General features: G+C 53.4%; 16 protein-coding genes and 1 tRNA gene. 14 read left to right on the forward strand and 3 right to left on the reverse strand.

The genetic code is table 11. The features are described from left to right. Nucleotides 1-14: 14 nt before the first annotated feature. A complete protein-coding gene (ligA, locus tag DUE52_RS30795) occupies nucleotides 15-2060 on the reverse strand; it encodes an NAD-dependent DNA ligase LigA (protein ID WP_114409989.1) in 2046 nt (681 codons plus the stop codon). 180 nt (nucleotides 2061-2240) lie between these two features. Here ligA and rpe point away from each other — a divergent pair, with 180 nt between their 5' ends. The 13 genes from rpe to DUE52_RS30860 all read left to right on the forward strand — a co-directional run bounded on the left by rpe (nucleotide 2241) and on the right by DUE52_RS30860 (nucleotide 21822). Further along, nucleotides 2241-2933 carry a ribulose-phosphate 3-epimerase gene (rpe, locus tag DUE52_RS30800; RefSeq protein ID WP_114409990.1) on the forward strand — a complete coding sequence of 231 codons (693 nt, stop codon included), beginning with the start codon at nucleotides 2241-2243 and terminating at the stop codon, nucleotides 2931-2933. A 40-nt stretch (nucleotides 2934-2973) separates the two neighbouring features. Further along, nucleotides 2974-4389 carry an alpha-amylase family glycosyl hydrolase gene (locus DUE52_RS30805; protein ID WP_114409991.1) on the forward strand — a complete coding sequence of 472 codons (1416 nt, stop codon included), beginning with the start codon at nucleotides 2974-2976 and terminating at the stop codon, nucleotides 4387-4389. Nucleotides 4390-4509: 120 nt separating this feature from the next. Next, nucleotides 4510-6546 (forward strand): OmpA family protein, encoded by a 2037-nt coding sequence (locus DUE52_RS30810; RefSeq protein WP_114409992.1) that lies wholly within the window; start codon nucleotides 4510-4512, stop codon nucleotides 6544-6546. Nucleotides 6547-6656: 110 nt separating this feature from the next. Beyond that, a complete protein-coding gene (locus tag DUE52_RS30815; protein ID WP_310587840.1) occupies nucleotides 6657-8390 on the forward strand; it encodes a glycosyltransferase family 39 protein in 1734 nt (577 codons plus the stop codon). Beyond that, nucleotides 8391-9206 (forward strand): transketolase, encoded by an 816-nt coding sequence (locus tag DUE52_RS30820; RefSeq protein ID WP_114409994.1) that lies wholly within the window; start codon nucleotides 8391-8393, stop codon nucleotides 9204-9206. Nucleotides 9207-9291: 85 nt separating this feature from the next. Continuing rightward, complete coding sequence (locus DUE52_RS30825) at nucleotides 9292-11289, forward strand: NAD-dependent epimerase/dehydratase family protein (protein WP_114409995.1); 1998 nt, start codon at nucleotides 9292-9294, stop codon at nucleotides 11287-11289. Nucleotides 11290-11428: 139 nt separating this feature from the next. After that, complete coding sequence (locus DUE52_RS30830) at nucleotides 11429-12340, forward strand: transketolase family protein (RefSeq protein WP_114409996.1); 912 nt, start codon at nucleotides 11429-11431, stop codon at nucleotides 12338-12340. A 69-nt stretch (nucleotides 12341-12409) separates the two neighbouring features. Beyond that, entirely contained in the window at nucleotides 12410-14110 is a 1701-nt protein-coding gene (locus tag DUE52_RS30835; protein WP_114409997.1) for a hypothetical protein, read from the forward strand. A 1-nt stretch (nucleotide 14111) separates the two neighbouring features. After that, nucleotides 14112-15788: a TMEM165/GDT1 family protein gene (locus DUE52_RS30840; protein ID WP_114409998.1), complete on the forward strand. Its 1677-nt coding sequence runs from the start codon at nucleotides 14112-14114 to the stop codon at nucleotides 15786-15788. A gap of 3 nt (nucleotides 15789-15791) precedes the next feature. Next, nucleotides 15792-16934, forward strand: a complete 1143-nt coding sequence (locus DUE52_RS30845) for an acyltransferase family protein (RefSeq protein ID WP_114409999.1) — start codon at nucleotides 15792-15794, stop codon at nucleotides 16932-16934. Nucleotides 16935-17086: 152 nt separating this feature from the next. Continuing rightward, nucleotides 17087-17860, forward strand: a complete 774-nt coding sequence (locus DUE52_RS30850) for a glycosyltransferase family 2 protein (protein WP_114410000.1) — start codon at nucleotides 17087-17089, stop codon at nucleotides 17858-17860. Between the two features lie 124 nt (nucleotides 17861-17984). Beyond that, nucleotides 17985-20771, forward strand: a complete 2787-nt coding sequence (locus tag DUE52_RS30855; RefSeq protein WP_133299990.1) for a hypothetical protein — start codon at nucleotides 17985-17987, stop codon at nucleotides 20769-20771. 10 nt (nucleotides 20772-20781) lie between these two features. After that, nucleotides 20782-21822, forward strand: coding sequence for an alginate O-acetyltransferase AlgX-related protein (locus DUE52_RS30860; protein ID WP_114410002.1), 1041 nt, complete (start codon nucleotides 20782-20784; stop codon nucleotides 21820-21822). Nucleotides 21823-21836: 14 nt separating this feature from the next. Here the strand turns inward: DUE52_RS30860 and DUE52_RS30865 are convergent. Both DUE52_RS30865 and DUE52_RS30870 read right to left on the reverse strand, forming a co-directional pair. Further along, nucleotides 21837-21911: transfer RNA gene (locus DUE52_RS30865), tRNA-Val, on the reverse strand. A gap of 22 nt (nucleotides 21912-21933) precedes the next feature. Then, nucleotides 21934-23253 carry an MFS transporter gene (locus tag DUE52_RS30870; protein ID WP_114410003.1) on the reverse strand — a complete coding sequence of 440 codons (1320 nt, stop codon included), beginning with the start codon at nucleotides 23251-23253 and terminating at the stop codon, nucleotides 21934-21936. 169 nt (nucleotides 23254-23422) lie between these two features. Between DUE52_RS30870 and DUE52_RS30875 the strand changes: the two genes are divergently transcribed. Then, the gene (locus DUE52_RS30875) at nucleotides 23423-25489 is read left to right on the forward strand and encodes a thioredoxin domain-containing protein (RefSeq protein WP_114410004.1); all 2067 of its coding nucleotides are present in this window, start codon (nucleotides 23423-23425) and stop codon (nucleotides 25487-25489) included. Nucleotides 25490-25724 lie beyond the last annotated feature (235 nt).

Genomic DNA, 25724 nt, shown 5'->3' on the forward strand with positions numbered 1-25724 from the left:
GAATAAGTCGGTTCCTACCCATTCAACATCGCCAGAAACTCATCTTCTCCAATCATCGGAACCGCCATTTTGGTGGCTTTCTCCACTTTCGACGGCCCCGGATTTTCGCCGACAATCAGGTAATTCAACTTCTTGGAAACCCCGCTCAACAGCTTTCCGCCGTGGGCTTCAATTTCGTTTTCGAGTTCTTCGCGGCTGAAATTAGCGAATGTGCCGGTATACAAAAACGTTTTGCCGACCAGCGTCTCCCCTTTTCTCTCCACCGCTACCCGGTCCGTTTCCATCTGCAGGCCTGCCAGCCGCAACCGTTCGACAAATACCTGATTGTCGGGATCGGCAAACCAGGCCACCACACTCTGGGCAATCCGGTCGCCCACTTCCGGAACGCCGAGCAATGCCTCATGGGGAGCCGCCCGGAGCGCGTCGATGTTGCCAAAATAATCCGCGAGTTTTTCGGCCGTCGTGTTGCCGACATACCGGATGCCGATGGCAAACAGCACATTCGAAAAAGGCTGGGCTTTCGAGCGTTCGATGGCCGTCAGGATGTTTTCGACGGATTTCTCCCGCAAACTGACGACCCGCTTTTTGCCGGTTTCCGGGTCGGTAAATACTTTCTCCAAGCCCAGCAGTTTCTCCACGGTTAGTTCGTACAAATCAGCCGGGCTGCGCACCAATCCCCGGTCGATCAGCATTTCGATCTTGCCTTCGCCCAGGCTTTCGATGTTCATGGCGCGCCGTTGGATAAAATGTTCGAAACGAGCTTGCAACTGCGGGGGGCAAGCTTTTTCGTTCGGGCAGTAAAAATGAGCCTCGCCTTCTTTCCGCACCAAAGGCGTTTCGCAGGCCGGACAAAGCGTCGGATAAACGATGGGCAAACTGGCTTCGGTTCGCTGACTGAGGTCGACACCGGTTATTTTGGGAATAATTTCGCCCCCTTTTTCGATAAAAACCGCATCGTTCAGCATCACGCCCAACCGCTGAATTTCGTTGGAATTGTGCAGCGACGCGCGTTTGACGACCGTTCCGGCCAGCAAAACCGGTGTCAGATTGGCCACCGGTGTTACTGCCCCCGTCCGCCCAACCTGATACGAAACGCTGTTGAGCACCGTCGTAGCGGCCATCGCCTTGTATTTGAAGGCAATAGCCCAGCGCGGACTCTTGGCCGTGAAGCCAAGTTCCCGCTGCTGGTCGTAGCGATTGATTTTGATGACGATGCCATCCGTCGCCAGCGGCAGTTCGAACCGCCGGGTTTCCCATTCGTTGATGAACGCCATCACCTCCTGAATCGAACCGCATTTCCGCCAGGTGGGTGACACGTTGAAGCCCCACTGTTTCATGACCACCAGACTTTCTTCGTGGGTTTCAAACACTTCCGGGTCCGACAAAAACGAGTAGAGGTAACAATCCAGCCGCCGTTTGGCCACCGCACCGGAGTCCTGCTGCTTGAAGGTGCCGGAAGCCGCATTGCGCGGATTGGCCAGCAACGGTTCGCCAATGTCTTCGCGTTCGCGGTTAATGCGCTCAAATTCAGCGAGTGGCAAAAAGCCTTCACCCCGGACTTCAAACAACGGCGGCACATTGGAACCGTTCACTTTCAGCGGCAGGGTGCGAATCGTTCGAACATTGGCCGTAATGTCATCCCCCCGGACGCCGTCGCCCCGGGTGACGCCCCGCACCAGAATCCCGTTTTCGTAGGCCAGGCTCAGGGCAACGCCGTCGAATTTCAGTTCGCAGATGTATTCGTAAGCCGCCCCGTTGAGCCCTTTTTGCACCCGGACATCGAACTCCGTCAACTCCGCTTCCGAGTAGGTATTGCCCAGCGACAGCATCGGAAACCGGTGAAAAACCGTGGCAAATTCCTTGCTGATGGTGCCACCCACGCGGTGCGTCGGGGAGTCGGGCCGACCGAATTCGGGGTGTTGCCGTTCCAGGGTCGTTAGTTCCTCCAGTAGTTGGTCAAAGGTAAAATCATCGACCTCTGAAATACTGTTTTGGTAGTACTGGAAGTTATAATGATTAAGCCGATCAGTAAGTTCAGCGATTCGTTCCTGAGGATTCATTCTATTTTTAAACTAAAATTGCACCGGGTTTACGCAGGCGTCAGTAATATCCAAATTAAACTGCAATCATACTAAATCCTGTACGGACTCGGGCATCCGGTTCGAATTGTTCCAACAAAAGAATTAATTTTGGTGTCAACTTTTGCTATTCGGAAACATTATTTCACTAAAAACGCCTTCATGATTCCACCTTTGATTGCCCCTTCTATCCTGGCTGCTGATTTTGCAAACCTGCAACGCGACGTTGAATTACTCAACCGCAGTGAGGCCGATTGGATTCACGTGGACGTGATGGATGGCGTTTTTGTACCCAATATTTCGTTTGGCATTCCCGTCTGTGAAGCCGTTAACCGCCACGCTACCAAACCGTTAGACGTTCATCTCATGATTGTGCAGCCGGAGCGGTATGTCGACGCGTTTGCCCGAGCGGGTGCTGCCAATCCCGACCGGCCGGGCACGATCACCGTTCACCTTGAAGCCTGTACGCACCTGTACCGCACGCTGACCCAGATCCGGGAAACCGGTTGCCGGGCGGGGGTGGCGCTGAATCCGCACTCGCCGGTGGAGTTGCTGGCGGATGTTCTCGAAGAAGTTGACCTGATTCTGCTGATGTCGGTCAATCCGGGATTTGGCGGACAATCGTTTATTCCGCATACCTTGCAGAAAATCCGAAAACTGCGCAGGCTACTGGCCGCTTCGGGTCAAACCGCTTTTATTGAGGTAGATGGTGGAGTAGGGAATGATAATGTAGCGGCTTTGGTAGAGGCTGGTGCCGATGTGCTGGTGGCCGGCAGTTCCGTTTTTCGGGCCGCCGACCCCGCCGAAGCAATTCATACCCTGAAACAGTTTGGCCAGACCGCCCGGCCGGTATAAACGGAAGCTTAGTCAATTTACACGACCTTTTTAATCAGGCATGTATACGAAAATATTTTGTGGTTTACTGTTGGGAAGTTTGCTGTTTTTCTCGGTTCTGTCCTGCAAGCAAACGCCAACCACCGGGAACGATCCGACCAGCGTCAACGACTCCAGCGTGGTTCAAAGTCGAATTCCCACCGTCGATTGGGCCAAAAACGCGACCATCTACGAAATCAATATCCGGCAATTTTCACCGGAAGGCACGTTCAAAGCCGTTGAAACGCAACTTACCCGCCTGAAAGAACTCGGCGTCGATATTCTCTGGTTCATGCCGATTCACCCCATCAGCAAAGAAAACCAGCGCACCCTGCCCGGCAATCCGTACGCCGTGGAAGATTACAAAGCCGTCAATCCAGACTACGGCACACTGGCCGATTTCAAGGCCCTTGTCAAACAGGCTCACGACCTGGGCATGCACGTGATCATCGACTGGGTGCCTAACCACACCGGCCGCGCCCACACCTGGGTGAAACAACACCCGGACTGGTATACCCAAATCAACGGCAAGATGAGTCCGCCGATTGACGACCAGGGCAAGGTGACCGATCGCCCGGACGTGTTTGACCTCAACTACAAGAACCCGGAACTCCGGCGCGCCATGATAGACGCCATGCAGTTCTGGGTGCGTGAATGCGACATCGACGGCTACCGTTGCGAAGTCGCCGGCTATGTCCCGGATGATTTCTGGAGCGAGGTCCGTCCCAAACTCGACAGCATCAAAACCGTCTTTATGCTGGCCGAGTGGGAAGACAAGCCCGAGCATTTCAAGGATTGTTTTAACATGAATTATAGCTGGAGTACCTACCAGCTTATGAAATTGATTGCCAAAGGCAAACGCCCGGCATCTGCCCTCGATTCGCTGCTGGCCCACAACAAGGAACGGTTTCCGCGTGGCTATTACCAGATGCAGTTTACACAAAATCACGACGAGAATGCCTGGGTCGGCACCCCAACCGAACTGTTTGGCAATGGCGTCGATGCCTTCACGGTGCTGGCGTTCACCTTTGATGGCATGCCGCTGGTGTATAACGGCATGGAATCCAACCTGAGCAAACGGCTAAAGTTCTACGAAAAAGACCCGATCTACTGGGGCAATTACAGCAAAACGGATTTCTACAAAACCCTGTTGACCCTGAAACACCGCAACCAGGCGCTCTGGAACGGCCTGGCCGGTGGTCCGCTGATCAAAATTCCGACGGAGAAAGACGACAAAGTGTACGCTTTTTACCGCCAGCAGGAAAACGACCGGGTCATTGTCATCGTCAACCTCAGCCCAACGCCCCAAACCATCCGGCTCAACGGCGACGGTTTTGAGGGCGTCTATACCGAAGTGTTCAGCCGCCAGCCCGCCGAACTGCGCAACTCCCTGACGTTTGCCCTCAAACCGTGGGAATATAAGGTGTATACGAATTAAGAGTTATGAGTTAAGAGTTAAGAATTATAAGTGCTATCTTGGTTTAAGGATGCGGATTCATCCTTTTAACTCTTAACTCATCATTCTTAACTCTAACTCATCATTCATAATTTAACTTACATGATCCGGGGAGTCTTACTAGTGCTGGGATGTGTGGTGCTTCTTGTACCTGCGGTTTCGGGTCAAACCGTGCAGTGGGCCAGTTCCGTCGTGGGTTTTTCGTCGGAAGGCCGGGGGGAAGCCTATTCGCAGCAATACCGGGCGAATCAAATCTTGGGAAAACCGAACCGGTTGCCGCAGGTTGGCGACAACGTCTGCGCCTGGTCACCGCTCTACCCCGACGGCCCGAACGAGGAATGGATAACCGTCCGGTTTGCCGCAGCCATTCCCATTCACCAGATCGCCATTTTCCAGAGCGGAAACCCCGGCGCCATTAGCCAGGTTTTGATCATCGACGGATCGGGGCGGGAAATCCCCGTTTATCAGATGGGTCCTTCGGCCCAGATCGCGGAGAGTGGGCAAACCCCCATCCTCCGCATTGCCCCCACCGATCCGGTCATCACCGCCAACACCATCAAACTGGTCATTAGCCCCAACCGGATTAAAGGGCCGAACCAGATCGACGCCATCGGAATTTCGTCCGATCCGCAGCCCATCGACATTGGTATCAACGTTTCCAAAGACGCTCCCAAGGATCTGGTAAAGGAAAACATTGGTTCGCAGGTCAATTCACGGGGACAAGAAGTAGCGCCGGTGATTTCGCCGGACGGCAAAACGCTCTATTTCACGCGGGGGCAACACGAACGCAATACCGGGGACCCCAAAAGCCAGGACGTCTGGTATTCAACGCTCCAACCGAATGGCGAATGGGGAAACGCAATCAATATCGGCCCACCGATCAATACAACCGCCGATAACGCCGTCAGCGGCATGTCGCCGGATGGCCGAACCATTTACCTCATCAACGTCTACAAACCCGACGGTTCCGTGACCTACGGTTTATCCAAATCGACGCTGGGCAAGAATGGCTGGTCGTTCCCGGTCGAATGTGTGATTGCCAACAACCACAATCTCCACAAAAATGCGTACACTGAATACGCGATTGTGCCGGATGGCAAAACGATGGTATTGTCCGTCCAGCGCCGAAATTCGCTGGGAAATAAGGACTTATACGTCTCATTTTTACAACCGAACCAAACATGGAGCGAACCGGTCAGCATGGGGCCGGTTTTGAATACCGCCGAATACGAAGGTGCTCCTTTCGTGGCTTCCGACTCCCGAACGCTCTATTTTACGTCTGCCGGGCGGCCCGAATATGGGAATGGGGATATTTTCGTCAGCCGTCGGCTCGACGATTCCTGGACCAACTGGTCGGAACCGGAAAACCTGGGGCCGGTCATCAACACCCCGGAATGGGACGGTTATTTCACCATTCCGGCCACCGGCGATTACGCCTATCTGAGTTCGATTCAGAATTCGATGGGTGGCGAAGATATTTTTCGGCTGAAACTGTACCCCGCCATCAAACCCGATCCTGTGGCCATTGTATCGGGCCAGGTCATCGACGGTGTTACTAAAAAACCGGTCGCTGCGGAGGTTTTTTCAACAATTGCCCCCGAAAACAAAGAAAACAGCCGGGTTAATTACGATCCCGAAACCGGTGACTTCAAACTGTTGCTGGCCATGTCGAGCAGTTATAATCTGACGGCAAAACGCGAAGGCTACTTCCCGTCTACCGAATGGATCGACCTCAGCAAAGACAAACGCTTCAAGGAAATCCGGAAAAATCTGATTTTAACGCCGATCAAAGCCGGGCAGCGGGTCGTCCTGCGCGACGTTCTCTTCGAACAAAGCAAAGCCATTCTTTTAACCGGCTCTACGGCCGAACTCGACCGCGTGGTGCAGATGCTGAAAGAATACCCAACGATGGAAATTCAGGTCGATGGACACACTGACAACCAGGGGGTTTGGGACCTTAATATGAAACTGTCGCAGGATCGGGTTCGGGTCGTTAAGGAGTACCTGCTGGCGCAGGGTATCCCCGACCTGCGCATCCAGACCAAAGCCTGGGGGCCGAGCAAACCGATCGCCAGTAACGAGACCGAAGAGAAGCGTCGGTTGAACCGAAGAGTAGAATTTACGATCCTGAAAATGTAAAGTCCCACAAATCAGTTTAATTTTACCCGCAGAAAAGTTATAGTATTGGATTAATGTCTCTATCGCCCCCTCGTCGAACGTCTGTTTTTATTCTGTCCGGAATTATTCTGTTGGCTTTTATCCTCCGGATTTACCGATCCGACACCTACGGTATCTGGTTTGACGAAAAGGCGACGCTCCTCATCAGCCAGTGTATCGCGATGGAAGGAGCCAATCAACACGATGTGTTCGACAAGAAAGATTCGCCTTATTTTACCCCCAAAGAGTTCTGGAAACCCAAAACCTTCGCCGATTTCAGTGAAGCTGTTCAACGGAGTGACATTGGGCACAGCCCCGCTTATTATGCGGTTTTGTGGATTTGGGAAGAGATTTTCGGCCTCAGCGATTTGTCGATCCGGTTTCCATCGATCATCTTCAGCACACTAACGGTTTTACTCCTCTATTTTTTTGCAAAACGCCATTTTCGGTTGGAACCGGAATCGGCGACCCGGCTGGCGTTGATCAGCGCGTTCATTGCAGCCATCGAGCCGTTGTTCATCGCCCACAGCCACATCGCCCGCAACTACTCGATGACGTTCTTTCTGACACTGCTGTCGACCCATGTTTTTCTGATCATCATGGAGAAAGAGCAGAAGAAGAAAGCACCGACGAAGCTCTACCTGGGCTATTGCGCGCTCATTGCGACCTCCATTCTATCTCATTACCTGACGGTTACGGTTTTTCTGTGCCATGGTTTGTACGCGTTGCTCTACGTCCGTAAATGGCCGATGTGGTATAAGTTGGGCGCGTCCTTTGCCGTAGCCATCGGGTTTGTATCGCTGTGGATGATTTTCGGCGGTGGGCAATCCACGTTTTTCACCCTGAACCACCAGGCCGTCTTCTACCGCAACCTGGCGCTGACCAACCCCGTGAACAGCGGTTTTGGCCTGATTCTTCCGGCCACGATTCCCAACGTTTTCTGGCGGTCGCTGCCCATCTGGAGCGATCTGGTGCTGTTTACCAACGGCCTGGCGACGGCGACGGCCGGTTACCGGAATGTGGGGGTTGCACTGCTCATCGGCCTGCTTTCGGTATTCCTTATTTACCGGTATCGGAACCAGCGCCAGCCCCCTCAATGGGTCAAATTCGTGCTGCCCGTTCTAATGCTGGCCGGGCTGGCGTTCTACAGCATTTATCCGTTGCAGCACCTGGTTTTGTCGGCGACGCTGCCTCTTTTCTATTTGATGATTGTGGCTTTGCTGGAAGATTTCAGGCCGAACGACCGCCCGTTGATCGTTTTTCTGGTGCTGCTTTCGGTGGTTCCCACCCTGTTTCTGATCCTGATGGCGTTCCGCTCCGGGCATACCTACGGGCTGACCCAGCGGTATTCCGGTTTTTCATTTCCGTACGTGATCATCCTGGTTGCCATCCTGATTCGGAAACTTTCGACGCAAAAATTGTGGCTTAGTTTACCCCTGACGGCGGTTTTGATCATTCAGGGCGGTTTGGTCATTCAACTGTTGCAACGCATCTATAACGATACGGCAGCGAAGTATACGTCGTTTTCCGTTCCCCGCACCACCAATCCGTTTCGGGAATCCGCGAAGAAAATTGAAGCACTCTATGCCCCCGGCGATACGGTTTTGTATCCGTCGCTGAAACGCCGGGAATATTCCGATATCGACAAAAGTGGTCGACCGTATGCCATTATCGATGCGCAGTTGGTCAACATCTATTTGCCGAAAGACGCCACCTATTACCAGCGCATCGACCCTATGGAACGGGATAAGATTGTACTGGTCAAAGGCAAGACGGGCCAGAAAATCACTATCTTTGACCTCGAAGGAACGAAATACAGGTATTAAATGACTTCACCAGCACTCACAACCGATATTACGACCCTCAGCGGCCAACTGCGGCTGAAGGTTCTCGAATTGTATAATAAGGCCCACGCCGGCCACATTGGCTGCTCGCTGAGCTGCCTCGATATGATGATTGCCTCACTGATTCTGCGGAAACAGGAAGAAGACACGTTTATTCTGTCGAAAGGACATGCCGCAGCGGCCCTCTACGTCTGCCTGAATCACCTGGGCGAAATTTCGGACGAACAACTGCAATCATTCTACAAAAACGGCACCACCCTGCCCGCTCACCCCGCGCCCAACAAACACAAAGGCATTCCGTTTGCCACCGGCTCGCTCGGCCACGGTTTTCCGATTGCGTCGGGCATTGCGCACGCGAACAAATTGCAGGGCAACACCAACGCCGTGTACGTGCTGATGTCGGACGGGGAAACCAACGAAGGCACCACCTGGGAAGCCGCCCACTACGCCCTGCAGCAGGGGCTGGATAACCTGACCGTGTTGATCGACAAAAACGGTTTGCAGGGATTTGGCCCCACCGCCGACGTGTTTGGCGACACCGCCGATGTGGCAAAGTGGAAAGCCATTGGTTTTGACGTCGTCGAAGCCGATGGACACGATGTGGAAGCCCTGCTCGTGATCCTCGACACGCTTCGTCTGCAAACCAACGGCAAGCCCAAAGTGATCATTGCCCATACGGTGAAAGGCAAAGGCGTTTCGTATATGGAAAACCGGCTCGAATGGCATTATTTACCCATGACCGCCGACCTCTACGATCAGGCCTGCAACGATATAAACGACCGGTATTTTACCGCTTGAAGCCTTTTTTAGAAACACCCGTCAGGTTTTGGAAACCTGACGGGTGTTTCTAAAAAAGGTAAATACATTTACAAGTTAACCACGAATGTCTAAACAGATCCTACCGTACCAGGACAGCATCCTTCAACTAAAAGGACCCATTTTCGTCTTCGGAGCCAGCGGCTTTATCGGTGCCAATTTATTCGATCAGATTTTTCAGCTCCGCAAGGATTGCTATGCCCTGACGCACGACGCCACCAAAGCCTGGCGGCTGAAGTTGCTGAACGTTCCGGCGGAAAATGTCATTCACTGCGATATACTTTCCTATAAATCGGTTCAAGAGATTTTTGACCGCTACAAACCCCGCACCATCTTCAATCTGGCGGCATACGGGGCCTACAGCAAACAGAAAAACGTCAACCTGACCTACGAAACCAACGTCAACGGGACGGTCAACATCCTCGAAAACTGCACACCCGACACGGTGTATATCCACGCCGGCAGCAGCTCGGAATACGGTTTTAACTGCACCGCCCCGAAAGAAACCGACCGCGTCGAACCCAACAGTCACTACGCCGTTTCGAAAGTTTCGGCGGCTTATATGCTGGAATTTTACGCCCGTGTCCACGGCCTCAAAACCCTGAACCTGCGGTTGTATTCAATTTACGGCGGCTGGGAAGAACCCGACCGGCTGATTCCCCGGCTGGTGGAAGAAGCCCGGAAAGACACCCTGCCCCCACTGGTTTCGCCCGACATCAGCCGCGATTTTGTCTACATCGATGATTGCGTAGAAGCCTTTGTTCAGGCCGCTTTGAAAGTCGACAAAACCATCAGCGGACGGTCGTATAACATTGCAACGGGCCAGAAAACGACCATGCGCGAGTTGGTCGACGAAACCCGCAACACCTTTGGGTTGACCATCGAACCCGTCTGGGGCAGCATGGGAAACCGGCAATGGGACCTCAGCGACTGGTATGGCGACCCCGAAGCCGCCAACGCCGATCTGGGCTGGAAAGCCCGGACGCCCCTGGGCGTTGGACTCCGGAAAACCGCCGACTGGCAGATCCAGCACGAGTACGCCGAGCGTGTATTGCCCGCTTTCGCCAACCCGACGCTCAACCCGGTTATTACGGCCATTATTGCCTGTTACAAAGACGCGCAGGCCATTCCGTATATGTATGATCGGCTGGTCAAGACGTTCAACGAGATGAAGGTACGGTACGAAATCATTTTCGTGAACGACAATTCGCCGGACAACCAGGAAGAAGTCATTGATGGTATTTGCGCGAAAGACCCCAACGTGATCGGCATTACGCATTCGCGCAATTTCGGTTCGCAGTCAGCATTTCTGAGCGGCATGGAAATCTCCTCGGGCGATGCCGTGGTGCTGATGGACGGCGATTTGCAGGATCCGCCCGAAATCATTCCCAGCTTCTACGAAAAATGGCAGCAGGGTTTTGACGTCACGTATGGCGTTCGGGTGCAGCGCGAAATGCCGCCCCACGTTCATTTCTTTTACCGGACGTTCTACCGGCTGTTCAAGAAAATGTCGTACATCAACATTCCGGTCGATGCGGGGGATTTCTCGATGATCGATCAGAAAGTGGTGCGCGAACTCGTGGCCCTGCCCGAAACCGAGCAGTTTCTGCGCGGACTGCGGGCCTGGGTGGGCTTCAAGCAAACCGGCGTCGGTTATGTGCGGCCTGAGCGGATGTTCGGCGTGTCGACCAACAACTGGACGAAGAACATCTGGTGGGCGAAAAAAGCCATTTTCTCCTTCAGTTTTGCCCCGCTCGAATTGATGTCCTACGCCGGATTCCTGCTAACAGGTTTGTCGCTGCTGGGCATTCTCTGGCAGATTTTGGCTAAATTTGTATTCTTCCCGAACACCCCTGCCGGAATCTCGACCATTATTGTGCTGGTCATGCTGTTCGGTGGCATCAATTTGCTGGGGGTGTCGTTTGTCGGGGAATACATCAGCAAGATTTTTGAAGAAACGAAAAAGCGACCCAAATTCATCCGCACCAAGGTTCGAAAAGGCGAACAACTCTATAAAACCGCATCCGAAATCCGGGCGCTGGTAGAAGCGAGAAAGACAAAATAAAGAAAAAAGAGTTGTTTCGCAGAGTTGAGCGGAGAAAAGGGGACGGGGCCGCCCGTGCGGTTAAGCGGAGAAATATAAAAAAACTCCGCTTAACTCTGCTTTCCTCCGCTCAACTCTGCGAAACCAAAACCATACTAGAATGCGTAAAGAATTTTCTGCTGCGATGGAACGGATTGCTGCGGCTGATGAGAAAATCATCTTCATCACGGGCGACCTGGGATACAATGCGCTTGAAAACGTGGCCGCCATCATGGGGCCGCGCTTCATCAACGCGGGGGTGGCCGAACAGAACATGGTCGGCGTGGCCGCCGGAATGGCCTATAAAGGGTATAAAGTGTTCTGTTACAGCATCGCGCCCTTTGCGGTGTACCGCTGTCTCGAACAGTTTCGCAACGATGCCTGTCTGCACAATTTGCCGGTTTTTCTGGTTGGCAACGGTGGTGGCTACGGCTACGGCATCATGGGCTCGACGCACCACGCCATCGAAGACCTGGCCTGCCTGAGCGGTTTGCAGAACGTCAAAACCTGGATTCCGGCCTTTGCCGACGAAATTGATTCGATTGTCGATAGCATCGTTTCCGAAGGTCGCCCGGCGTATTTGCGGCTCGGTGCCGGACCGAAAACCCCCGAAGGCAGCGAAACCACCGGATCGTTCAAGAAAGTGGTGAGCAGCGAAAACCCGAAAGGAACCGTTGTAGCCCTGGGGCCGGTAGCCGCCAATGTGCTGAAAGCCCTGCAAACGTCCGACGCCCTTGGCAATCAGTTCGACGTCTACACCGCCCTGAATCTGCCGCTGGATTTGCCGTCGGATTTGGGCCAGCAATGGGCGGAAGCGAAAAATCTGCTGATTGTGGAAGAACACGTCAGCATTGGCGGTCTGGCGCAGCAATTGTCGGTTAAATTACTCGAAAATGGCCTGTCGTTCCGGCAGTTTGTCAGTTTGTCGGCGCAGGGCTATCCCGACGGATTGTATGGCGATCAGAGTTATCACCAGCAGCAATCCGGCCTGGATGCTACGTCTATTCAGGAAAAACTGGCGTCTTTTTTATGATACGATCGTTACACAGGGTTGATCAGAGAACATCAGAGGGAACCAGAGAGGATTTGTTGAGTTGACCGAATGGAATCGAAAACACAAGCGGGAGCGGTTCAGGAAATCCGACCGAAAGCGGTTTCTCAACGATCCGTCTTCCTGGGCGGGATGGTGTTGCTGGTCCCGATCCTGGTCTATTTTTGGGTATTCAGCCGCTACGCCATCAATGTTCCGAAGTTTGAAGACCACATTCTGAAGACCTTTCTCTTCAATCTGGAGAAAGCCGATTCGTTCCGCGACAAGGTGTACGAGTTTTTCCGGCAACACAACGAACACCGCATTGTCTACGACCGGCTGATTACCTGGCTGGATTATAACCTCACCGGCAAGCTGAACTACATCCACCTCATGGTGGTGGGAAGCCTCAGCCTGGTTGCGCTACTGGTCGTGTTTGTCAGGGCGTTGCGAAAAGCCAATGCGCCCGTCTGGATGGCCCTACCGGTTTCGCTGCTGCTTTTCAACCTATCCCACTGGGAAAATATGTTCTGGGGCATGGCAGCCCTGCAAAACTTTACGGTGGTCGCGCTCGCCATTGCTGCCTTCTACGAACTGGCGTTTAAAAACCGGGTGAGCTGGGTGGCCATTCTGCTGGCCGTTGTGGCCACGATCACCAGCGGCAATGGCCTATTGATCTGGCCGGTGGGTCTGGTGCTGATTTTTCTGCGTCAGGATTACGTGGGCGTTCTCCGCTGGCTGGCCGCACTGGCCGTCACCTTCCGGCTCTATTTTCTGAGCTACCAGAAACCGCCGGGTAATCCCGCCGATCAGGGCACGTTGCTGGATCAAATCCACGGCTGGTTTCTCTTCAACGGGGCATCCGCCGAGGCTTTTCCGATTCAGAATTTTATGCTCACCTGCCTGATTCTGGGGATTATGATAGTTGGATTGGCCGCATGGACGGGCTTTTCGACGCTCTGGCAACGCTTTCGCGGGATTAAACTGAGCCCGTGGCAGTTGTTTTTTCTCGGTGGTGTGGCCTTTCTGGTCGGAACGGGCCTCGTCGTGGCCTTCAACCGCGTGGGATTTGGTCTGGGTACGCTCACCACCAGTCGCTACAAAATCTACTCTCTGACCTTGTTGGCTTTTCTGTTTTCGTTCTGGATTGCCAACGCGAGCCCTTCACGCCGGTTTCTGACGGCGGTTTTAGCCTCCGGTTTCAGTCTGCTAATCGCTTTTTTTTCGTATACGACCTATTTAGACGAAACCATCAATTTGAGAAATTACCTGGCCACCATGCAATTCAACTGGACGTATACCCAAAACCGGCCGGTTTCAACCATCGATGCCCAGACCCGCGAATGGGTCGATAACGCGCCGGCTTTTTACGATGCGCAGTTGTCTGCTCTCTATCAGGAGTCCAAACCGGCTGCCGTTATCCGACTGGATACGCTTTTTAAAGCCAACAACGAGTTTGTGATTCGGGTGGACTCCTTTCCAACGCTGGGGATTCGCGACCAGGGTGCCTACCTGATTGCGCGGTCGCCCCGCCGAATCTATCTTTTTCCAACCCGTCAGAATCTTTCCGGCAGTCGCAAGCGATGGATTAAACCGGCGGCCACTTTCGGCTCCGGTTTCACGGCGCAATTTCTCGAAGCCGAACTGGAAGCAGGTACGTATAACCTCCAGATTCTGGCCGTCGGCCCCAATTCGGAGTGGCGGTTTTATAACACCGGACGTCAGGTTGTTTCGACCGGAAAGCCGCTGGAATCCTTTAAGAAAAACTGGTAGTATGCAGGTATTCCGTAAATCGATCACGCTATTTTTACTCCTGACGCCGGTTTTTCTGGTTGGCGCAACGGTTTTAAAATACGCCATCGACCTTCCGTACTGGGATGATTACCTGGTTCAGACGCATTTGATTTCCCTGAAAAGCGACACGGGAACCCTCCGCAAACTCAGTCGGCTGTTCGACCAGCACTGGGAACACCGGATCGTCTGGACCCGCAGCATTTTCTTTCTGTATTACAAACTCACCGGACAACTCAACTACTATAACCTCACGCTGGTCGGGTTCAGCGGTCTGGCGGTTTTGTTATCACTGCTGTATGCAGTTTTCCGGAAAACCCGTTTGCCGCTGTATTATTTTCTGCCGGTGCCGTTTCTGCTTTTCACACTGCAATCGCACGAGAACCTGATCTGGGCGATGGCTTCCATCCAGAATTTTTACATCCTGGTTTTCGCACTAGGGGCCTTTTATCTGCTCGCCTATCCATCGCGCCGGGCATTTGGGGCGGCTTTGCTCGTGGCCACGGTCGCCAGTTTCACCAGCGGGAACGGTTTTCTCATCTTTCTGATCGGTGCGATGTTGCTGTTCGGGCAGCGGCACTTCCGCCGGGGAGCGCTCTGGCTGGTGGTCGGTTTGGCGTGTGTGATTGTCTACTTTTACAGCTATAACCGCATCACCTTTTTCCCTTCGCCTTATCTCTACGGCTTCGGGCAGTGGATCAAAGCTTTTTTTGTGTTCGTCGGTGGTTTTGTCGACACCTATCCCTACCCCAAACCCGTTGCCATTGGCTATGACAACCCGATCTGGCTGACCATTCTGGTGGGCGTTCTGTTCATCGGGTTTGCAATCTGGCAACTGATCCGGCTTTTGCTGACGTATTTTCTGACCAACCGCCGTTCCATCCCGGCGATGCCCTGGTTCTGGCCCGCTTTTTTCGGCGGCAGTCTGCTGTTTCTGCTGGCGACGGATGCCATGACGGTGTATGCCCGCGTGGGTTTCGGCGGAGCGGGGTACATGCTCCAAAGCCGGTACAAAATCTATTCGGGGCTGTTCATCAGCATCTGTTACCTCTACGCTCTCTGGATTTATCAGAAGCAGGACTGGTTGCGGTTTGTCTGGGCCGTCGCGCTGGTAGTAACCGTTCCGATCAGCCTGTATGCGGATTACCAATGTCTGGAAGGCGTCATCAACCAGCGCCGGAAAACCGTGGCGTCGTACCTGACCTGGCGGCTGCAAACCCCGATCCGAGAACAACGGGCCTTTGAATCGGTGTATCACCCCCAGCCGTCTTCTGATTCCTACATCAACGCCGTACAAACCGCCCCAAAGGATACCACGGCGGTTTTCGACCGCATCAACGAAGCGCATTTTTTTCTGAACGTTTTCAAAAAGGATGCCGCGAACCCCACGCTGGAACGACCCGAAAACGGCTCCTACATCGTGCTGCTGGGGGCAGACAGCAGTTACGTCTACCCGGCCCGGCCCCTTCGCCCCTATTCAGTGCCGGAGTCGGACCTGAAATCCAGCAAAACCGGCTATTTTAGCCCGGCGTTTCTGGCGCAGGTTCCGAAAGAAGCCACCAGACCGGGAACATACCGAATGGCCCTGTTGACCAACCGCAACGATTCGCTACGGCTGGAAATGAGCCCGGCAGTTTTTCGTCACACCACCACGTATTAACCCATGTCCCTCTTGACACCAGCGACCGAAATCCCATCGAAAGAGAAACTTTACCTCATTCAGTTAGACGGACTGCGGTTTCTGGCCGTCACGCTGGTGATGCTCGATCACTGGCTGGGCGAGAAAAACAGCCTGCCGCTGGGGTATTTTGGCGTCAACCTGTTTTTTGTCCTGAGCGGTTTTCTGATCACCCGCATCCTGATTCACAGCAAGCAGGCGGATGACCGGCTTCAGCGGACGCACGGGCATTCGCTGCGGCAGTTTTTCATCCGGCGGAGTTTGCGGATCTTCCCCATCTATTACCTGACCATCATCATCCTCGCACTGATCGGTTTTCAGGCTGCCCGGGAGAATTTCGTCTGGTTTATGACCTACACGCAAAACTTCTGGATCATCATTCACCAGACCTGGTTTGGCGCGCTGGATCACCTCTGGTCGCTGGCGGTAGAAGAGCAGTATTACATCTTTTTCCCGTTTCTGGTGCTGTTCCTGCCACTCCGCCGGTTGCCGGTGGTTTTGGCATCGCTGGTGGGGCTGGCCTTCCTTTTGCGGGTGTACCTGTTCGTGACCGGAGCGCCCTGGATGGTGCAGTTTGTTTTCATGCCCGCCTGTCTGGATGCTTTCGGCCTGGGCGGAGTGCTGGCCTTCCTGATGGTTTTTCGCCGGGAGCAGTTCAACAAGCTGGTTGGCAATACGGGTTTTCTGCTGGCCAGTCTGGCTTTCTACGCCCTCAATGTGTATCTGATGTCAACGACCTCTTCGTTACGGAATGTGTATACGGACGTTTTCGACCGGTTTTTCACCTCCTTGTTCTGCTTTTTCATCATCGGAAAAAGCGTCGTGGGCTACGGCGGTCTGGCCAAGTGGGTGCTCGAACATCCGGTGAGCAACTACCTGGGCCGCATCAGCTACGGATTGTATTTATTTCATAATTTGGTATTTAATTATTACCACACACCACCCGATTTTATTACCGTTCGGGCCTGGAACCGGGTCCTGCGGGAGATGCCGTTTCTGGTCGATACCGGAGCCGATACGACGCTTAAATTTCTGTTTTTTTACGGGATTACGGTACTGTTAGCCACCGTTTCCTGGTATGTAGTCGAGAAGCCGCTCAATGCCTTAAAAGACCGCTTTTCGTATTGATTTTCCGGAAACATGCCCGTTGAATAAATCTAAGTGCGGAGGTAGGACAATTCCTACTTCCGATTTCCTTATCTTTGCCTAATTAATTTCGTCAAACCGGCAATTCGAACGCATTTGGTCAACGTTGCCACTTATAAGTCTGCTACCAGCTAATGAGTTTACACCTGTCAATAGTAATGCCGGCCTACAACGAGGAAGAGTGTATCCACGAGGTAGTAGAAACCTGGGTCGATCTGCTCACCCGGCAATTTCCAACTGAAAATACGCGTCTGATTGTGATCAACGACGGTTCCAAAGACCGCACCGGTGCCATCCTGGATTCGCTGAAACCCAAATATCCAACCAAACTGGAGGTTGTTCATACGCCCAATGGTGGACACGGCAATGCTGTCGTTCGGGGCTACCGCCACGCCGTCGCCATGGGTTCGGAATACGTATTCCAAACCGACAGCGACGACCAGTTTGTAACCGACGATTTTGCCAAGCTGTGGGCCAAACGCCATGAATCCCATTTCATTCTGGGCTACCGCCAGATTCGCTTCGATGCACCCGCCCGGCTGGTCATCACCCGGATTCTGAAGTTCAGCCTGTTTCTGATTTACGGAACCTACATCAAAGACAGCAACATTCCGTTCCGGCTCATCAACGGAGCCTACCTGAAAAAACTGCTGGAACAACTGCCGGACCCGACGCCCTTTGCGCCTAATATTTTCCTGGCTGTCATGGCGCGGAAAGCCGGTCAGAAAACCTTCGACATTCCCATCGTTCACAAAGAACGACTGACGGGTACGGTTTCCATTTTACGCTGGAAACTGATCAAAGTCTGTTTGCAAAGCTTCCGGGAACTGGCAGAATTCCGCCTGGAACTGGGCGCGAAAGTGAAAGCCCTGAAAGCCGTGGATGTGAAGCAGCCCGTTAAACTGTAAGCAACCCCCTGCCAGGAATGCGCCCGGTCGCCCGTGATGACGCAGATTGAACGGATCTCCACAGATTTTATCTGCGAAAATCCGCCCGGTCTGCGTTTTATTTTTGACGATTGACCGCTGACCATTGACGATCGACGGTGGTCAGCGGTCGATCGTCAATGGTCTACTACTCAAACTCACCTACATGACCAAAAAGCAGCTCTGGATTGGCATTGGGATTTTGGCGCTGATTCTCGGCGGCTACTTCGGGTATCGCTGGTGGAAAGCACCCGCCCGTTCGACCTGGATGCTGATTCCGTCGGATGCACTGCTGGTTCTGGAAAGTGCGACCTTGCAGGATACACTCTCCAAACAGGCCCGGCTGAACGAAATGGCCCTGCAGACTACCCCGGTTTTTCAGGAAGCTGCCCACAGCCTCGAAAAATTCGTCTGGGCACCCCTCGACACCGCCAGCGCCATTCAGTTTCTGAACGGAAAACCGATCTGGTATTCGCTGCATCCCACGTCCAAAGACCGGCTGGGGTTCATCTTTTACATTCCCATCCGCTCCTTGCAGGATCAACCGTTTGTCGACCGCATCCTGAACCCCAATGCCGACCGCTTCCGGGTGCTCAGCCATCCGTACGAAGACACCCGGATTCATGAACTGCTCACGGTCCGCAACGAATCCCTGGGGTCGTTCGTCGTGCTGGACGATTACCTGATCGGCAGTCCTTCAACAATATTGATGGAAAGCGTCGTTCGGCGGATGAAACAATCGTTTACCGAAACGCCCCTGCAACGGGCCGACGTGACGCTGATCCGGCCGGGTAATCTGGCGGGCATTTACGTTCGCAGTTCGGTGTTGTCGGCCATTCTTTCGCCGAAGGAGGAAAGCACCGATTACCAGTCAAAATACATCAAAGCCCTCTTACCCACGGAGTTACTAACCCGGTTTCGGCAGTCGGCTTCCCGCTCCCACCTCATCGGCCTGTCGACGGACGACATTGGTTCCAAAAGCGCCCTTGCCAATCTCTTCGACCGGCAAACCCCTTTTAAGATCAATTGTGGTGCGCTCATTCCCGACCAGACGACCACGCTTTTTCATTTTAGCCTGAGCGACGGCCCCCGGTTTGGCAAGGCCCTGACGGCGTTTATCAACTCGGAAGACGAAGACGACACCCGCGAGGGTCGCCGGAAACTCCGCCCTTTGTTGCAGAACGAAGAAAACGGCATTTATAAATACGTCGGCAACGAAATGGCGCTGCTTCGGATGGATGCTCCCAGCGCCGACCGACGGCTGGTGATGTTGATTCACTCGCCCAATGTCGATCGTTTGTGGGATCGCTACCAGCTTGCGGCCCTGCTGGCTTCCGGCACCGATCGTCTGTCGAGTTCCAAACCGTTCCTGCGCTACCGGATTTCGTCCATCGAAGCTCCCAACCTGCCGGCGTTTCTGTTTGGCGGCCTGTTTCGCGGTTTCGAGCAAAACTGGCTGGCCCAGGTGGGCGATTACCTGGTGATTGCGAACGGGCAGGGCGTTTTGCAGGAATACCTGCAATCCGTCGAGCAACGAACAGTCTGGTCGGAATCCTACCGCCAGCGGGATTTGCTAACCCAGACCCTGCGCCCCGCCAACTTTACGGCCTACACCCGTTTCAGCCGGGCGGGTGAATCGGTTACCGCCAACTGGCCGCAATCCTGGCAACAATTGCTGAACCATGACGAAACGGCACTGGACAATGTCGAAAACCTGATCTACCAAAGTACCTACGGACGGGAACGGATTTATTCGACACTCATTCTGGGCCACACAACCCGGCGCGCCAGCGAAGCGGTTTTGAACCGGATTTTTCTCCAGCGAAAAATTGCCCTCAATGCTCCCCTGCTGAGTCAGCCGATGGTCATCGGCGATTTTGTCGGCAGCTCCGGGGCCATCTGGGCGGTCGATCAATCCCAGCAATTTCTGCTCATTACCCCCGAAGGCGAAAAACATCCGATGGGGTCAGTCAATGGCCCGGTGATCAGTCCGATGGTGCCGGTCGATTATCTGAGCAATGGACGTTTGCAATACGCGTTTGCAACGGCCCGTTCCTTATACATAGCCGACCCGGTGAATGGTCTGGCCAAATTGCAATCGATCCCATTGCCGGAAGGCCTTGAACCTCGGACGATGATGGCCCCCCGGCGCGATCAAAACCGCTCCCTGATTCTGCTCATGCTCCATGCAAACGGCAGTGTGTACGGTTTTGACCGGCAGCGGAAGCAGTTTGTCCGGCAATTTCCGGTGAATAATGCCGGCGGAGAGGGCGTATCGTCTTTTCACGCAGCCGTTCGCAACCAGGCCCTTTCGGTGGCTTCGGTTCAAAAAGACGGCAAACTGTTTTACTGGAACGAAAATGGCGGTTTTGCCCCCGGTTTTCCACTTGATTTAAAAGCGGAACTAACCGGACCGGCCTGGCTGGAAGGTGGAAATCCGACAACCCTCACCACCCTGACGCGACAAGGCGAACTGCTCAGTATTTCGGCCGATGGAAAGGTTTTGGAGCGGAACCAACTGGTTCGGCCCATCCGACGCGGTTCCTTCCGACTGCTGCCCGAAGTGAATCAGAATGGTTATTTGTTGCTTCGGACGTCGGATACGGAAGCGGCCATTCTGGATCGAAAAGGCAATTCGTTGTTTGAAGTGCGGGGATTACGACCGGGGCAGACGACCATCCGTTACCACATTCTGGGTTCCGGTGTCAATCTGATCAGCGTAAAATCCGGTAATTTTACCACGATTTACGACCTCGCGGGCCGTCCGATTGGTGACCGGCCCATTCCGGGAAATTTCCCGGTGGAGTTGCAGTTTTCGGCTACCCGTAATAAATTATTTGTCTACAGTACTGACAACAAAGCCGTTCAGATCTGGTCGGTGAAGTTGCGTTAAGCAGGAGTCTATGAACATTGGCGTGATTGCCCGGTATTTGATTTTGCTCGTTGGAATTCTCGTTTACGTCGGGAGTTGTCATTCGGATGTCATGAATTCGGCCCAGAAAGAGGGACTGATTCCCGACGATTACCGCTTCGGTGATCTGTACCGGATGGCGAATTTACCCCAGTTTAAAGCCGAACAGATTCCCTGTCCGCCCGCCTACCCGGCCGATGGTCCGCGGAAACCCATTCATCTGTACATCATTGGCGATAGTTTTTCCGAACCCCCGCGCGTTACGCTGAACGACTTCCCGATTGAATATTTTCACCGCACCAAGTGGGACACACACCACCGGGTTCAGTTGGATACGACCAAAACCAACATCCTGATCATCGAATCCGTTGAGCGCCATTTCCGGGATCAGTTTGGGAAACACATCGACGAACTGACGGTGGTATCAGACACCACCCAGGCCGAACCGACGCCCGAAAACCGCATGACCTGGCAAAGCATTACGAAGGAAATGGAAACGTTTTTTTCACGGGATGCCGTCGAAGCCCGGCTGGAAACCATCCTGTTCTTTTCGGACTGGGCGCTGTGGTTCAAGGAGTTGAAAGCCTGGCTGACGCTGGATTGGTTCGGCCGCGTGAATCCCAAAACGACCCTGTCGCCCGACGGAAAACACTTGCTGTATTACCTCGATACGGATACATCGCTGACGAACTCATCGTTCAGGCCCCTGCCCGATTCGCTCCTGAACCGGTACATCGATACGATCAATGTGGTGGCCGACCGGTATCGGAAAGCCGGTTTTGATCAGGTGTTTCTATCCGTTATTCCCAACAAAACCAGCATTTACGCACCGGGCATGGGACCGCTGCCCTACAATCATCTCATCGAACGCGTTCAGCAAAATCCCCGGCTTGCCATTCCGGCAATCGATGTCTACACGCCTTATACCGCCAGTTCGGTTCCGCTGTATGAAACCAGCGATGCGCACTGGAATTGCGCCGGTCGGGAAATCTGGATGCGGGAAGTAACAAAAAAGCTTACCACGGTTAAGTGATAAGCTTCGTATTGTAGGACGTAGCGGGCTCGAACCGCTGACCTCCGCCCTGTCAAGGCGGCGCTCTGAACCAACTGAGCTAACATCCTGTCGTCGTTTCAGGCCACAAAATTAGGAGATTTCTTCGGTTTCCAAACGAACGCGGTAAACTTTTTGTGAAGGAATTCGCCACAGCAGCAGCAATCCGGCCACAAAAAGCACCAGCAACGCCAAAACACTGTTGCGCATGCTCCCCGTAAGCTGCTCGATGAGTCCGTACATCAGCGTCCCAATCACGATGGACAATTTATCCGTTACATCGTAAAAACTGAAATACGAAGCCGTATCCTGCGTACCATCCGGGATGAGTTTGGAATACGTCGCCCGCGACAACGCCTGAATGCCGCCCATCACCAAACCGACCACCACGGCCAGCGCATAGAACTGGTTTTCACTCATTACGTAATACGCCCCGACGCAAATCCCGATCCAGACCGTTACGGCCATCATCAGCGCGTAAATGTTGCCAAACCGCCCCGACAGCCGGGCAAACAGAATGGCCCCTGGAATGGCGATCAACTGAATGAGCAGAATGGTGATGATCAGACTTTGGGCGGGTAATTTCAGTTCGTCACTGCCAAAAATGGTAGCGATGTACATCACCGTTTGGACGGCCATGTTATAGATAAAAAAAGCCAGCAAAAACCGTTTCAACAACGTTTGCGTCTGCACCTGCGCATACACTTTCTTTAATTCCCGAAAACCGTTGAAAATCCAGTTGCCCGAGGTTTCGGTGCGAATCCGGCGCTCGGCGTTGGGCAAATACCGGAACGAAAGCATGGCAAATCCGAACCACCACACGCCCACGGTCAGAAACGAAATCCGGGAAGCCATCGCGCTGGACAGTCCACCGTACCATTGCGGGAACAAAATCATGGTCAGGTTGAACACCATCAGCAGCACACTCCCGATGTACCCCATCGTAAAACCGCGCGCGCTCACCCGGTCGATCTGGTCTTCGGTCACGATTTCGGGTAGATACGAATTGTAGAAAACGATGCTGCCGCCCCAACCGACCAAACTGAGAATAAAACAAAAAACCGCAAAGGTCGTCGTCTCCTGCGTGAAGAAATACAGGAGCGCGCAACTGATGGAACCCAGAATGCAGAAAAACTTCATAAACGACTTCTTCTGACCGCTGTAATCGGCCAAAGCGGACGAAAAAGGGCTTAGTAGCGCAATCAGGAGAAAGGAGGCCGAAACGGAATAAGAGAACAGAACTGAATTTTTCACCGGAAAACCCAGAAAATCAATGACGTTGCCGCCCGCTTCGTTCAAAGCCGTCGCGCTGAAGTAGACCGGAAAAATACTGGAAACGATGACCAGCGAATGCACGGAATTCGCCCAGTCATACAGACACCAGGCGTTGACAATACGGGGGTTGTTTTTCATAAAAAGGGAGGAAGGCGTATTGATGTAACCGAATACAATCGTCCGTAAAAATAAACGGAAATTTGGTGTCGTCAATAATCCTTTCGTGGATAAAAACCGGTCTGGCTAAACTTCTACCCGACAAACCGGGTTAAATTGACAACCTAACCGTGCTTTCGAGCCATTCCCTATGAACCGACTTGCCCAAGAAAGTAGCCCCTATCTCCTGCAACACGCCCACAACCCGGTCGACTGGTTTCCCTGGGGCCCCGAAGCGCTGCAAAAAGCGCAACAGGAGAACAAACCGATTCTGGTGAGCATTGGGTATTCGGCCTGCCACTGGTGCCACGTCATGGAACGAGAATCCTTTGAAAATGAGTCGGTTGCGGCTGTCATGAATGAGCATTTCGTGTGTATTAAAGTGGATCGGGAGGAGCGCCCCGATGTCGATGCCATTTACATGGATGCCGTTCAGGCCATGGGGGTGCAGGGCGGCTGGCCCCTGAACGTGTTCCTGATGCCCGACGCTAAACCGTTCTACGGCCTGACGTATCTCCCCGCCCGTCAGTGGGTGAACCTGCTGACCAGTGTGCGCTCGGCATTTGCCGAACACCCGGATCAGTTGGCCGAATCCGCCGAGGGTTTTGCCAAACAACTGAACATGAGCGTAACGGAGCAATATTATCTGACCGATGCCGCTCCGGCCTTTACCCGGGAGTTGCTCGAAGCAATGTATCAAAAACTGGCCGCATCGTTCGATTCGGTGAAAGGCGGCCCACGTCGGGCACCCAAATTTCCGATGCCCAGCATCTACGGTTTTCTGCTGCGGTATTACCACATTACTAAAAACGAAGAGGCTCTGAACCACATTCGCCGGACGCTCGATTTCATGGCACTGGGCGGTATTTACGACCAGATCGGGGGTGGATTTTCCCGTTACTCCGTTGATGACCAATGGTTTGCTCCCCACTTCGAGAAAATGCTGTACGACAATGGCCAGTTGGTAACGCTTTATTCCGAAGCCTACAGCCTGACCCAAAGTCCCTTGTATCGCCAGACTGTTTTCCAGACGATTGACTTCCTCCAGCGTGAATTGACCAGTCCGGAAGGCGGTTTTTATTCGGCACTGGATGCCGACAGCGAAGGGGTCGAAGGCAAGTTTTATACCTGGACGACGGCGGAATTGCAAACCATCCTGGAAGACGATTTCAGATGGTTTAGTGAATTGTACCACATTTCGCCCGATGGCAACTGGGAAGAACACGCGGGCGTTGGGCGTAACATTCTGCACCGCGTGGTGCTGGATGAGGATTTTGCCCGGATGCAGGGATGGTCTCAGGCGGAATTAGCCGACAAACTTTCTGTTGCACACCAGAAATTGATGGCCGTTCGGGACCAGCGCGTCCGACCCGGTCTGGACGACAAGATTCTGTGTTCCTGGAATGGCCTGATGCTTAAAGGACTGGTGACGGCCTACCGGGTTTTCGGGGAAGCCTCCTTCCTGGATCTGGCCGAACGAAACGCGCAGTTTGTTCAGGAAAAACTGACCCATCCCGAAACTGGTCAACTCTGGCACAGCTACAAATCCGGGGTAAGGGAACAGGACGGTGTCGCTACGATTACGGCCTATCTGGAAGATTACGCGGCTGTCATCGACGGTTTTTTGGCACTCTATCAGGCCACATTCAAGGAAGAATATTTGCTCCAGGCCGACCGGCTCACCCGCTACACACTCGATTATTTCTGGGACGAAGAAGACCATTTGTTCTTTTTCACCGATCAGGTTGGAGAACCGTTGATTGCCCGAAAAAAGGAGGTTTTTGATAACGTCATCCCAGCGTCCAATTCCATGATGGCCCACAACCTCCACGCGCTCAGCCTGTTGCTGGAACGTGCGGTCGATGGCGCTCCGGCTTACACGGATCTGCTCACGGCTATGCTCGGTCGGGTGCAACCCCTGCTGCAACAAAATGCCGATTACCTGACGCACTGGGCCGCGCTCTACGCGATGCGGGTGCAGCCAACCGCCGAACTGGCCATTGTGGGGCCAGATGCGGAGCAGTTCCGTCGCGAGATTGACCAACGGTTTTATCCCAATAAAATTTTGGCCGGAACCCGGACAGAAAGTGATTTGCCATTGCTGGAAAACCGGACAACGGTAAACGGAAAAACCGCCATTTACGTCTGCTACAACCGCGCCTGTCAATTGCCGGTAACGAGTGTGGAAGCCGCGTTTAGCAGTCTGGAGAACGAATAGCGGGACTTTCGCTTGTTGCCCCGTTCCCCTAAAGGGGACTTTTGCATCCAGATTTATCGCGTCCAAGTCCCCTTTAGGGGAACGGGGCAAATTTCAGGAGCAAGACGTAAGGGATCAAGAGCAAAAGTTGTGGAGGGCGTAGGATTTTTTTAGGTTTGTGTTTTTGATCAAACCTGTATTGTTTTGGAGAGTTTCTTGCCCCTGATTCAGTTCCTGTTACCCGAGTTCATCCTGG

The sequence above is a fragment of the Larkinella punicea genome (assembly GCF_003334855.1).
Classification (GTDB): Bacteria; Bacteroidota; Bacteroidia; order Cytophagales; family Spirosomataceae; genus Larkinella; species Larkinella punicea.